Raw genomic sequence first — 12,754 nt, forward strand, 5'->3', positions numbered from 1 at the left:
TGAGGAGAACGACATGAGTGGAAAAGTCTGGCTGATCGGCGCCGGTCCGGGAGACCCCGAGCTGCTCACCCTGAAAGCCGTGCGCGCCATGGCTCAAGCCGAAATAGTACTGATCGACGATCTGGTGAATCCGGCGGTATTGGAACACTGCCCGTCGGCTCGGGTGATTGCCGTCGGCAAGCGCGGCGGCTGCCGCTCTACACCGCAGGACTTCATCCACCGCCTGATGCTGCGCTACGCAAGCCAGGGGCGCCGCGTGGCGCGCCTGAAAGGCGGCGACCCGTGCATCTTCGGCCGTGGTGGCGAAGAGGTCGACTGGCTCAAGGCGCGGGGAATCGAATGCGAGCTGGTCAACGGCATCACCGCCGGGCTGGCAGCCGCCACCCAATGCGGCATTTCCGTGACCCTGCGCGGCGTCAGCCGTGGAGTGACCCTGGTGACCGCCCACACTCAGGACGATAGCCCGCTGAATTGGCGAGCCCTCGCGGAAGGCGGGACAACCCTGGTGGTGTACATGGGCGTGGCGAAACTGGCTGAAATCCGCGACGGGCTGCTCGAAGGCGGCATGGCTGCCTGCACGCCAGTGGCGATGATCGAGAACGCCTCTCTGCCCACCCAACGCGAATACCGCAGCCAGTTGGGCGACATGCTGGAAGACGCCCAGCACTTCGCCATGAAGAGCCCGGCGATCCTGGTGATCGGCGAAGTTGCTGCCGCCGCGCAACAGGCGATCCTGGCCCGTACTGCCTGAACCTTGCTTTTCTGCAGGCAAAGAAAAACCCGGCCTAGGCCGGGTTTTTCTCGTCAGCTCAGACCAATTACTTGGCTTGGGCTTCCACTTCGGCTTCTACGCGGCGGTTAACAGCGCGGCCTTCGGCGGTTGCGTTGTCAGCAACCGGACGGGACTCACCGTAACCAACAGCGTTTACGCGGCCGCCTTCAACACCGTACTCGTTGACCAGTACGTCACGAACGGCGTTGGCACGACGCTCGGACAGTTTCTGGTTGTAGGCGTCGGTGCCGACGGAGTCGGTGTGGCCTTCAACGGTGGTGGAGGTGGACGGGTACTGCTTCATGAAGTCAGCCAGGTTTTTGATGTCAGCGTAGCTGTTCTCTTTAACCTTGGACTTGTCGAAGTCGAACTTCACGTCCAGCTGAACGCGAACGACTTCAGCCACAGCCGGGCAGCCGTTGGCGTCAACGGTGACGTTGGCCGGGGTGTTCGGGCACTTGTCGACGTTGTCGCAGACGCCGTCGTTGTCGGAGTCGGAGCAGACTTCAGCAACCGGCTCGGGAGCCGGGGCCGGCTTGGCGCCGCCACCGAAGTTCATACCAACGCCCAGGCCTGCCATCCACTCGCCCTGGTGACCGTTGTCACGCTTCTCCAGGCCGTACTGACCGTCGAGGCTGGCTTTGGCGTAGAAGTTCTCGGTGAAGTAGTACTTCAGACCGGTACCGACCATGGCCATGGTCAGGTTCTGACGGCCACCGTTGTCGGAGTTGATGTTGGTCAGGCTCTGGTGGCCAACGCCGGCGGAAACGTACGGACGCAGGTTGCCAGCACCCGGGGTGCCGAAGTGGTAGATGGCGTCCAGAGTGCTCAGGTTGCCATGGACCTTCTTGTTGCCGGTCTCGTAGGTGCCACGTACGTCGTGGTACTCACCGTAGGACAGAGCCAGCTCGACGTCGTCGGTCAGGAAGTAGCCGACCGAGCCGCCGTACAGATCGGCGTTCTTCATGTTGCGGGTGCTGTCGGTGAAGTAGCGCTTGCCGAAGGCTTCGACTTCGACGGCGCCCTGGCCTTGAGCGAACGCGTTGACAGCGGCGGTGGCGATCAGCGAGCCAACTACGACGCCTAAGGTGTTCTTCAGTTTCATCCGTTAAATCCCCATCTTGGTGGTCAATAAGTTGTCCAACCATAGGCCGTACAACTTGGGTGGCAAGTTTATCAGAACTTCCCAAACAGAGAGACAATATTTCCCCGACTAAGATTCCGTCACATTGGAAAACTTTTCTCTCATTCGATCGAGTGCACGCTTGTAGCGCATTTTCGTGGCGCTAAGCCCCATGTGCATGATATCGGCGATCTCCTGGAACTCCAGTTCAGCTACAAATCGAAGGACTAGGATTTCCCGATCAATGGGATTGACATGAACTAGCCAGCGGTCTAGCCCACCCCGTTCCTCGACTTTCGGAGACTTCTCTTCAGATGCCTCCTCGATTGGATCCAGACTCAGCGCATCGAGCAATCTGCGTTTGCGCCGTTCCTTCCGATACTGGGTAATGCACTCGTTGTAAGTGATGCTGTACAGCCAGGTCTTGAACTTCGATTTCCCCTCGAAGTTCTTCAGACCATACAACACCTTGAGCATGACCTCTTGACACACATCATCGGCGTCCCGGTCGTTGCCCAGGTAGCGCGCACAGACGTTGAACAGCGTGCGCTGGTAGCGGCGCATCAGCTCTTCATAGGCCCGCGTCACGTGGTATAGCTCCTCGTGAGAACGCTCCACCAGCTCCTCATCGGTGAGCTGGCGCGGGTCATAGCGCAAGGACAATGATTGCGGCTTGTTCAAGTCGGGTCGGGCCAGGTCAAGTCAGCGTCCGGCGCGGCTTTCAGGAAGCCGGACCGGCAATCGGTCATCATCTTCAGCGACTGGTCACACGCTGATCGAGCAGGATGCGGTTGGCGATCGACACCAGCTCACCCTCGTCTGTCAGCAGGATAGTCTTGATGGTGCCAATTTCCTCGATGATGCCTTCGATATCCGCCACTTTCACCTGTTGTCCGACCTGATACAGCTCCCGCACGTAGATCCCCGCGATAATCTGCCCCGCCACTTCGCGACTGCCCAGGCCCAGCGCCAGCGCGGCGGCCAGACCGATGGTGATCAGCACGATGGCGATGATGTAGTTCAGCAGGTCGGTCTTCACCTCGAGCTGGCCGATGGCGACCGAGATGCTGATGATGATGACCAGCCACTGCGCGACACGGCCCAGGCCGTTGGAGTATTCAAGGCCGACGCCATCGGCGGCGCCACGCACCAGGCTGTTGGCCAGTTGGGCGAGCAGGATGCCGACGATCAGCACCAGCGCCGCGCCGAACACCTTGGGCAGGTACAGCGCGAGCATGTCCAGGGTCGCCGAGACACGCTGCAGGCCCAGAGACTCCGCGGCAGAGACGAGGAACACCAGCAGCACGAACCAGTAGATGATCTTGCCGATCAGGGTCGAGACCGGCACCTGGATGCCGGCACGGGCCAGCAGCTTGGTCAGGCCGGTACCCGCCATCAGGCGATCAAGGCCGAGCTTGGCGAGCAGCTTGGAGAGCAGCGCATCGAGCAGTTTGGCGACGACGAAGCCGAGCAGCACGATCACCAGTGCGGCCAGCAGGTTCGGGATGAACCCGGCCAGCTTGCTCCACAGGGTGTTCATCGCGGTGAGCAGGCTTTGCGTCCAGATGTCGAATTGCATGTTCAGTCGGCCTTGTCAGCGGAAGGGGCGGAATTCTGCGCGTGGCGCGAGACGGGTGCAAGGTGTGCGGCGCCACGGCTCACACCGATGGACAGGGCCTGGAACCAGTGCCCAATCAGGCTGAACAGATCGCCCGCGCCCACCTGACGGTTGGCAGTCTTGAGCACACGGTCCAGGCGCGAGTCGTCGCCCGGCTGTTCCGGGGGCATTCGCAGCAGATCGCGCAAGGATTCTTCAAATGGGTCGTGCATACGCACCTCGCCTGTGTGAGGTGCTTGACGCCCTCACTACCTCGAAAGTCACACCTAGAGCCAACGCAGGCGGCGGAATATCCACCATTGGAATGTCGCCAGACCACCGATCAACAGGCAGGCAGCGACGAACCCATAAGGCGCATCCGCACCCGGAATGCCACCAACGTTGATGCCCAGGAGCCCGGTCACGAAGCTCATGGGCAGGAAAAAGCCGGTGATGATACCAAGCAGGTACATGGTGCGGTTCATTCGCTCGGTAATTCGACGATGTTCGGCTTCCTGGATCAGGCTGATGCGCTCTCGGACAAGCTCCAGTTCTTCCAGGTTGCGGGTCAGGCGGTTGTACAGCTCGTTCCAGTAGTCGGCGTCGTCGGCGACCGTCCAGGACAGCTTCAACTTGATCATCTGCGAGTAGATCTCCCGCTGGGGCGCGAGATATCGCCGCAGGCCTGCGGCACGTCGACGCAGGGTGCGCAATTGATGCTGGTCGGGGATGCTGCGCTCGTCCTCCTCGATGGCTTCTTCCATGGCGTCAAGTTGGTCGGCCAGACCACCGATCAGGGTGTCCACGCGATCGGTGAGGTAATGGGCCAGGTAGAGGACGACTTCCGACGCGGTCTTGGGGCCGCGCCCCGCATCCAGGTCGGCGCGCAGGTCAGCCACGGCCTTGAGCGGACGCAGGCGCAGGGAAATAACCCGTTGCGACTCGGCGTAGACACGCAAGGAGACCATGTCCTCCGGAACCGCACCGGGATTCAGGTTCACCCCGCGCAGGAACAGCAGCAGGCGCTCGCCACCCAGGTCCACCAGGCGCGGGCGTGTCGCTTCTTCCAGCAGCAGGTCGCAGGCGAACTCGTTCAGCCCGCTGGACTCGCGTAACCAGGTCTGGGCTTCGGGCACGCCACGATCCCAGTGTACCCAAAGGCTTTCCTCGGGCTTGAGGTCCAGCAGCGGCAACTCGCTGCGGGTGATCCGCCGACCGCCACCATGGCCATCCAGCACGAAGCCGTCGATCAACCCGCGTTCCGTGCCGCTTTCGTACTGCTGCATGCCCTTTCCCCTTCGCTCCAGATCGCGTGAACGCAGCTCCATGAAAAATGCCGGAAGCTTGCGCTCCCGGCATTGACTCGAAACCTTGTGGGAAGGTTCGAATTATTCCGGCATTTTCAACGCTTTAGGCGAAACGATGATGCCGTTGTTGTCGGCGTAGACGAACTCGCCCGGGCGGAAGGTGATGCCGCCGAAGGTCACGGCGACGTTCAGGTCGCCGATGCCGCGCTTGTCGGTCTTCATCGGGTGGCTGGCCAGTGCCTGCACGCCCAGGTCGGTCTGCGCGATCACGTCGACGTCACGGATGCAGCCGTACACCACGATGCCTTCCCAGCCGCTCTTGGCGGCTTTCTCGGCGAGCATGTCGCCCAGCAGCGCGCGACGCAGCGAGCCGCCGCCATCCACCACCAGCACCTTGCCCTTGCCGTCCTTCTCGACCTGCTCCTTGACCAGCGAGTTGTCCTCGAAGCACTTGATGGTGACGATCTCGCCACCGAAGGAGTCCCGCCCGCCGAAGTTGCTGAACATCGGCTCGACGACCTGGACCAGCTCCGGGTAGGCATCGCACAGATCGGGGGTGACGTAATGCATGGAGACGCTCCTCTTGATGAAATCCGGCAGGGTTTCAGGCCTGGATGTGACCGAAAGCCGCAATGGCGTCACAGTCTACTCCCTGCCGCGCCAAGCTCAAGCCTGCGCCAGAGCGCCCTGTTCCGCCGGCAGGCAACCGTGCTCCAGCCAATGCTGCAGCTGTGGCCAGACTTCGCGCTGGGCGCCCTTGCTGATCAGCATTTCGACATGGCCGAAATCCTCGGAGAAGCCTTGACGACGCCCCAGGTGCAGATATTCGCGCACCTCGGAACCAAACTGCTCCAGGAGCTTGCGGCAGGCCCAGGCAGGATCCTGGATATCGCCGTCGGAGCCGATCGCCAGGACGGGCACGGAAACCTTCTGCAATCCACCCCACCAGTCGTTGCCCTTCTCGCCGAAACGGCCGAACAGGCTGTACCAGTGCAGGGCCTCCAGCGCCAGGCCCAGCGGCTCGTCCTCCGGTCCGCGCTTGAGTCGGGCCCCGGACAGGCCGCCCATGCGCCTGAGCAGGAATCGCCCGCCCCATGCCACAGGCGGCAACTTCAACGGCCAGTAGGTACGGCTGACCTGGCTGCCGCATAGCGCCGCACTCGCCGCTTGCCGATCATCCAGGTAACCGCCACCCAGGGCGGCGGCGAGGGTCACACCGCCCAGGGAATGGCCAAGCCAATGCGGCACCTGGCCACTCTGCTCGACCACGAAGTTGGCGATGGCCGGCAGGTCGAAGCGCGCGTAGTCGGCGACCCGGTTACGGTCGTAGTCCCCGTTGCGCGGCGACAGGCCGTGGCCACGCATTTCCGCAATCCACACGTCGAAGCCAGCTCGCGCCAGGTGGGCGCCCAAGCCAATGCCCTTGGGTGAGTACCAGAAGCGGCGGTTGGAAAAGCTGCCGTGCAGCAGGATCACCGGCACGCCCCGGCGCCCGTTGGGGCGCCCCAGGCGAGTAACGGCCAGCTCGACGCTGGAGTCCGGGCTGTTGTTGGGCTTGAGGCGGTAGACGTCCTCGGTGAGGTCGCCCCGCAATTCGGCGCTCACGAGCGCGACGGGAAATAGTTGACTGCTGCTTTGCATGGAATCGCTTGCACAAAAAAGGGCGGGTGAATTCACCCGCCCTTCTCAGGATGGTAAGGGAAACGTCAGGACTGGCCTTCGGCGAGGAAGAACCAGGTATCGAGGACCGAGTCGGGGTTCAGCGACACGCTCTCGATGCCCTGTTCCATCAGCCACTTGGCGAGGTCCGGGTGGTCCGACGGGCCCTGGCCGCAGATGCCGATGTACTTGCCGGCACGGTTGCACGCCTGGATGGCGTTGGACAGCAGCTTCTTAACGGCCGGGTTACGCTCGTCGAACAGGTGCGCAACGATGCCCGAGTCACGGTCCAGGCCCAGGGTCAGCTGGGTCAGGTCGTTGGAGCCGATGGAGAAGCCGTCGAAGAACTCGAGGAACTCGTCGGCCAGCAGGGCGTTGGACGGCAGCTCGCACATCATGATGACGCGCAGGCCGTTCTCGCCACGCTTGAGACCATTGGTGGCCAGCAGATCGACGACCTGGGAGGCTTCGCCAAGGGTACGCACGAAAGGCACCATCAGCTCGACGTTGGTCAGGCCCATCTCGTTGCGGACCTTCTTCATCGCGCGGCATTCGAGCTCGAAGCAGTCGCGGAAGGATTCGCTGATGTAGCGCGAGGCGCCACGGAAGCCGAGCATCGGGTTCTCTTCTTCCGGCTCGTAGAGCTTGCCGCCGATCAGGTTGGCGTACTCGTTGGACTTGAAGTCCGACAGGCGCACGATGACCTTCTTCGGCCAGAAGGCCGCGGCCAGGGTGCTGACGCCCTCGACCAGCTTCTCGACGTAGAAGCCGACCGGATCGTCGTAGCCGGCGATGCGCTTCTCGACGCTTTCCTTGATGTCCGCCGGCAGGCTGGCGAAGTTCAGCAGCGCCTTGGGGTGCACGCCGATCATGCGGTTGATGATGAATTCGAGACGGGCCAGGCCCACACCTTCGTTCGGCAGTTGGGCGAAGTCGAAGGCACGGTCAGGGTTACCGACGTTCATCATGATCTTGAACGGCAGGTCGGGCATGGCATCGACCGAGTTCTGACGGACGTCGAAGCCCAGCTCGCCCTCGTAGATCAGGCCGGTATCGCCTTCCGCGCAGGACACGGTCACACGCTGGCCATCCTTCAGCGCCTGGGTGGCATTGCCGCAGCCGACGACAGCCGGGATACCCAGTTCACGGGCAATGATCGCAGCGTGGCAGGTACGGCCGCCACGGTTGGTGACGATGGCGCTGGCGCGCTTCATCACGGGTTCCCAGTCCGGGTCGGTCATGTCGGAGACCAGTACGTCGCCCGGCTGGACCTTGTCCATCTCCGAAACGTCGTGGATCACCTTCACCGGACCGGCGCCGATGCGCTGACCGATGGCGCGGCCTTCGACCAGGACCTTGCCTTTTTCCTTGAGCAGGTAGCGCTCCATCACGTTGGCGCTGGAACGGCTCTTCACGGTTTCCGGACGGGCCTGCACGATGTACAGCTTGCCGTCGTCACCGTCCTTGGCCCACTCGATGTCCATCGGACGCTCGTAGTGCTTCTCGATGATCAGGGCCTGCTTGGCCAGTTCGGTCACTTCGGCGTCGGACAGGGCGAAGCGGGCGCGGTCGGCCTTCTCCACATCGACCACCTTGACCGATTTACCGGCCTTGGCTTCGTCGCCGTAGATCATCTTGATGGCCTTGCTGCCCAGGTTGCGACGCAGGATGGCCGGACGGCCAGCTTCCAGGGTCGGCTTGTGGACGTAGAACTCGTCGGGGTTCACCGCGCCTTGCACCACGGTCTCGCCGAGGCCATAGGCACCAGTGATGAACACCACGTCACGGAAACCGGATTCGGTGTCCAGGGTGAACATTACCCCGGCAGTGCCGGTTTCCGAACGGACCATGCGCTGCACGCCGGCGGACAGGGCGACCAGCTTGTGGTCGAAGCCCTGGTGCACGCGGTAGGCGATGGCACGGTCGTTGAAGAGGGAGGCGAAGACTTCCTTGGCCGCGCGGATCACGTTGTCCACGCCGCGGATGTTCAGGAAGGTTTCCTGCTGGCCGGCGAAGGACGCGTCCGGCAGGTCTTCGGCGGTGGCGGAGGAACGCACGGCCACGGCCATGTTGTCGTTACTGCCGGCCATTTCGGCAAAGGCCTTGCGGATCTCGGCATCGAGGCGCTCGGGGAACTCGGCGTCCATCACCCACTGGCGGATCTGCGCGCCGGTCTTGGCCAGGGCGTTGACATCGTCCACGTCCAGGGCGTCGAGCGCCGCGTGGATGCGATCGTTCAGGCCGCTCTGGTCGAGGAAGTCACGGTAGGCCTGGGCGGTAGTGGCAAAGCCACCCGGTACGGAAACGCCGGCACCGGCGAGGTTGCTGATCATTTCGCCCAGGGATGCGTTCTTGCCCCCCACATGTTCGACATCGTGGACGCCGAGCTTATCGAGGGAAACTACGTACTCTACCAAGGTGATCTCTCCACTAAGTGTTGGAAAAGGTCATACGAGTCGGAGCGACCCCACCCTTCTGGCCGGAGCCGGAAAAATGGGTGAGAATGCCCCGGCAAAGGGCCTTGCAAACGTGGGGCCTATCATAACCAGGATTCGATCCTACCTAATAAGGCCCGCAGCGCACATGAAACGAACTGCATTCTTCATTTCCGACGGCACCGGCATCACTGCCGAAACCCTCGGCCAGAGCCTTCTGGCGCAGTTCGAGAACATCAACTTCACCAAACTGACGCGACCTTACATCGATACCGAAGAAAAAGCGCGCGTCATGGTACAGCAAATCAACCGGGCTGCGGAGGCGGACGGGGCAAGACCGATCATCTTCGATACCATCGTCAATCGTGAGATCCGTTCGGTCCTTGCGCAATCCAACGGTTTCATGATTGACATCTTCTCGACCTTTTTGTCCCCGCTCGAGCAAGAATTATCCTCAGACTCGTCGTATTCCGTCGGAAAATCCCACAGCATCGGCCATAACCCGCACTACATGGAGCGGATCGATGCGGTGAACTTCGCCCTCGACAACGACGACGGCGCCCGCACCCACTACTACGACAAGGCCGACCTGATCCTGGTCGGTGTCTCGCGCTGCGGCAAGACGCCCACCTGCCTCTATATGGCCCTGCAATACGGCATCCGTGCGGCCAACTACCCGCTGACCGAAGAGGACATGGAGCGCCTGCAGTTGCCCAATGCACTCAAGCCCTACAAGCACAAGCTGTTCGGCCTGACCATCGACCCGGACCGGCTCACCGCCATCCGCCACGAACGCAAGCCCAACAGCCGCTACGCCAGCTTCGCCCAATGCGAGTTCGAAGTTCGCGAGGTGGAGAACCTGTTCCGCCGCGAGAACATCGCCTACATCAATTCCACGCACTTCTCGGTGGAGGAAATCTCCGCGAAGATCCTGGTGGAAAAAGGCGTCGAGCGCCGCCTGAAGTAATCCCCCAGAGACTCATCGCCTCTGAGCTCGACGGCCGGTCATACCGGCCGTTGATCTTTCGGCAGCTTCTCGCCGCTGCGCCTATCATTCTCCAGACCCACGAATTACCCGTGACCTATGTCATGGGGGCGGGCATTCCACTGCAACGGCACAGGAGAGCGCCATGCGAGAATGTCAGTACCTGGTTCTGGTCGTCTTGCTGGCACTGTCGGGTTGCGATTCGGATGAACCACCCAAAGCCAAGGCGGCCAACCCGAGCCCCCCAGCCAACACTCAGCCCGCCGCCGTGCCAGCGCCGCCCCCGGCCCAGGCTGCTGCGCCCGCGCAACCAGCCACCGCACCTGCACCTGCCCCAGCCCCTGCAGAGCAACAGTCCCAGGCCGTATTCACCCCTGAGCAACTGGACCAGATGCTTGCGCCCCTGGCGCTGTATCCCGACTCTCTGCTGGCGCAGGTGCTGATGGCGACTACCTACCCCGGCAATGTGGCCGACGCGGCAGCATGGTCGAAGGCGCACCCCAAAGTCAGTGGCGACGACGCCGTGAAGCAGGTGGCAGATCAGCCATGGGACCCCAGCGTCCAATCGCTGGTTGCCTTCCCACTGGTGCTGGCAACGCTGGGGCAGGACCCGGTCTGGGTGCAACGGGTCGGCGATGCCTTCCTGGCCCAGCCTGATGCGGTGATGGACGCCATCCAGCGCCTGCGTCGCCAGGCCCAGGCCGCCGGCAACCTGCAGTCGAACGAGCAGCAGACCGTCACCGTGAAACCGGCGCCGCCGGCCCCCGCCCAGCCCGCGCCCAGCGGCGGTACCGCGGTTGTGCAGCAATCGGCGCCGGCGCAGACGATCATCATCGAGCCGGCCGATCCGCAGGTGGTCTACGTCCCCAGCTACAACCCGACACAGGTCTATGGCACCTGGGCCTATCCGTCGAGCCCACCGGTCTACTACCCGCCTCCGCCCGAATACCCGGTGGCCACGGCACTGGCGACCGGCCTGGCATTTGGCGCGGGCGTCGCCATCGTCGGCTCGCTCTGGGGCGACTGCGACTGGGACGACCATGAGATCGACGTGGACGTGGAGCACTACAACAACTTCAACAGCAACCGGAACGTCAACGTCAACCGCGACTTCAACAGCAACCGCACCGTCAACGGCAATCGCACCGCCTGGCGCCATGACCCGACCTACCGCAACGGCGTGCCCTATCGCGATACCCGCAGCCGCGAGCAGTACAACCGCCGGCTTGCCGGTGGCGAGCAGCGCGAGGCCATGCGCGGCTTCGACTCGGCCAAGGCGCAGGAGCGCTCGCGCGCTCGGGAAAGCCTGGCCCAGCGCGGAGTCGCACCGCCTGCGAACAATCAGCAGGCACGTGAGCGTGCCCAGGCTGCGACCCGCGACCTGCGCGACAACCCGCAGGCCCTCCAGCGTGCCCAGCAGGCCAACCGCGAACCGCGCGACGTCAACCAGGCCCGCGAACGCGCGCAGAACGCCACCCGCGAACTGAAGAACAACCCCGAGGCCCGTCAGCGCGCGCAGAACGTGGCGCAGAACCGCAACGCACAATCCCAGCAGCGACCGAGGGCGCAGAACAACCAGAAAATTCGTGAACAGGCCCGTCAGCAGCACGCCCGGACCCAGGCTCCACGCAACAACGCCTTCGCCGGCGCCAACAATCCACGGCAGACCCGCGAGCTCGCTAACCGCGGCCAAGTCAGCCGCGCCGCTGCCAGCCGCCCGCAGGCGGCACGCGCCGGCCACACCGTGCAACGCCCTGCCCGCGCGCCTCGTGGCGGCGGACGCCGATAGGAGACGAGTCATGCATATCGCATCGCGCCTGCTGGCGCTCGCCCTCCTGGGTACGTTGCCCGGCGTCCTGCTGGCACAGGAGTCCTTCCCCACCCCGGAAGCCGCCGCCGACGCCTTCATCGCTGCGCTCGGCACCGAGAAAGCCGATCCGGAGCGCCTCGCCGCCTTGCTCGGCAACGACTGGCACAACTACATCCCCACCGAAGGCATCGACCGCGACGAGGTGGACGCCTTCCTCGCGCACTATCGGGACAAGCACGAAATCCACAAGGACAACGCCACGCGCGCGCATCTGGTGGTGGGTAACGATCCCTGGACGCTGCCCCTGCCCATCGAGCAGGAGAAAAAAGGCTGGGCATTCAACGCCAAGGCCGGCGGCGAGGAAATCCGCATCCGCCGCATCGGCCGCAACGAGGAATCGACCCTGGAAGCCGTGCAGGCCTACCACGATGCGCAGATGGACTTCGCCGAGGTCGACCGCAACGGCGACGGCATCCTGGAATACGCACAGAAATTCGTCAGCAGCGACGGGCAACACGATGGCCTGTACTGGCCCGAGGAAGAGGGCGGCGAGGAAAGCCCGCTCGGACCGCTGTTCGGCGACGAACTGCCCGGTGACGGCTGGCACGGCTACCACTACCACATCCTCACGGCCCAAGGGCCATCGGCACCGGGAGGCGCCTACGACTATAAGATCGGCGGCAGGATGACCCGCGGCTTTGCCCTGATCGCCTGGCCGGTGAAGTACGGCGACAGCGGTGTCATGAGCTTCATGATCAGCCATGACGGCGAGATATTCTCGAAGAACCTCGGCCCGGAGAGCGGCAAGATCGCCATGAAGATGAGCCGATTCGACCCGGACAGCAGCTGGACCGAAGTCACGGCGGAGGAAGAAAAACCCTGACGCCCTGAACCCGTCCGGCCTTCCGGCGGTCGGACGGGGCGGGGAAAGTCTGCCTCTCGCCTCGCTGCCCGGCAGGCACGCGCCGGCCTGTCATGAGCCTGAAACAAATACCCTGCCAAGGCGCCAACCGACTGTCGCCAGCGAAAAACCACATGATAGAATTCGCCGCGCTATTGCCTGGCG

12 protein-coding genes are annotated in these 12,754 nt (G+C 63.3%); 4 read left to right on the plus strand and 8 right to left on the minus strand.

The genetic code is table 11. The annotated features are described in order from the left end of the window. Window positions 1-13 precede the first annotated feature (13 nt). A complete protein-coding gene (cobA, locus tag G4G71_RS22590; RefSeq protein WP_169940331.1) occupies window positions 14-751 on the plus strand; it encodes a uroporphyrinogen-III C-methyltransferase in 738 nt (245 codons plus the stop codon). 67 nt (window positions 752-818) lie between these two features. Here cobA and G4G71_RS22595 read toward each other — a convergent pair whose 3' ends face one another. The 8 genes from G4G71_RS22595 to ppsA all read right to left on the minus strand — a co-directional run bounded on the left by G4G71_RS22595 (window position 819) and on the right by ppsA (window position 8,875). Further along, window positions 819-1,877, minus strand: a complete 1,059-nt coding sequence (locus G4G71_RS22595) for an OmpA family protein (RefSeq protein ID WP_045208524.1) — start codon at window positions 1,875-1,877, stop codon at window positions 819-821. Window positions 1,878-1,985: 108 nt separating this feature from the next. Beyond that, a complete protein-coding gene (gene sigX, locus G4G71_RS22600) occupies window positions 1,986-2,576 on the minus strand; it encodes an RNA polymerase sigma factor SigX (RefSeq protein WP_169940333.1) in 591 nt (196 codons plus the stop codon). A gap of 73 nt (window positions 2,577-2,649) precedes the next feature. Continuing rightward, window positions 2,650-3,474, minus strand: a complete 825-nt coding sequence (locus G4G71_RS22605; RefSeq protein ID WP_169940334.1) for a mechanosensitive ion channel family protein — start codon at window positions 3,472-3,474, stop codon at window positions 2,650-2,652. 2 nt (window positions 3,475-3,476) lie between these two features. Beyond that, a complete protein-coding gene (locus G4G71_RS22610) occupies window positions 3,477-3,725 on the minus strand; it encodes a hypothetical protein (RefSeq protein WP_037010426.1) in 249 nt (82 codons plus the stop codon). A gap of 54 nt (window positions 3,726-3,779) precedes the next feature. Then, a complete protein-coding gene (locus G4G71_RS22615; RefSeq protein ID WP_169940337.1) occupies window positions 3,780-4,778 on the minus strand; it encodes a zinc transporter ZntB in 999 nt (332 codons plus the stop codon). Window positions 4,779-4,880: 102 nt separating this feature from the next. Beyond that, window positions 4,881-5,369, minus strand: coding sequence for a ribonuclease E activity regulator RraA (gene rraA, locus G4G71_RS22620; RefSeq protein ID WP_024765711.1), 489 nt, complete (start codon window positions 5,367-5,369; stop codon window positions 4,881-4,883). A 96-nt stretch (window positions 5,370-5,465) separates the two neighbouring features. Beyond that, the gene (locus tag G4G71_RS22625) at window positions 5,466-6,440 is read right to left on the minus strand and encodes an alpha/beta fold hydrolase (protein WP_169940339.1); all 975 of its coding nucleotides are present in this window, start codon (window positions 6,438-6,440) and stop codon (window positions 5,466-5,468) included. Between the two features lie 65 nt (window positions 6,441-6,505). After that, on the minus strand, window positions 6,506-8,875 hold the full coding sequence (gene ppsA, locus G4G71_RS22630; protein WP_054907752.1) for a phosphoenolpyruvate synthase: 2,370 nt from the start codon (window positions 8,873-8,875) through the stop codon (window positions 6,506-6,508). 166 nt (window positions 8,876-9,041) lie between these two features. Here ppsA and ppsR point away from each other — a divergent pair, with 166 nt between their 5' ends. From ppsR to G4G71_RS22645, 3 genes are all read left to right on the plus strand, one after another. Continuing rightward, window positions 9,042-9,860 (plus strand): posphoenolpyruvate synthetase regulatory kinase/phosphorylase PpsR, encoded by an 819-nt coding sequence (gene ppsR, locus G4G71_RS22635; RefSeq protein WP_017516884.1) that lies wholly within the window; start codon window positions 9,042-9,044, stop codon window positions 9,858-9,860. 163 nt (window positions 9,861-10,023) lie between these two features. Next, window positions 10,024-11,667, plus strand: a complete 1,644-nt coding sequence (locus G4G71_RS22640) for a DUF3300 domain-containing protein (RefSeq protein ID WP_169940341.1) — start codon at window positions 10,024-10,026, stop codon at window positions 11,665-11,667. Between the two features lie 10 nt (window positions 11,668-11,677). After that, entirely contained in the window at window positions 11,678-12,571 is an 894-nt protein-coding gene (locus G4G71_RS22645) for a DUF2950 domain-containing protein (protein ID WP_169940342.1), read from the plus strand. Window positions 12,572-12,754: the final 183 nt, after the last annotated feature.

This window comes from Pseudomonas multiresinivorans, assembly GCF_012971725.1.
In the GTDB taxonomy this organism is placed as follows: domain Bacteria; phylum Pseudomonadota; class Gammaproteobacteria; order Pseudomonadales; family Pseudomonadaceae; genus Pseudomonas; species Pseudomonas multiresinivorans.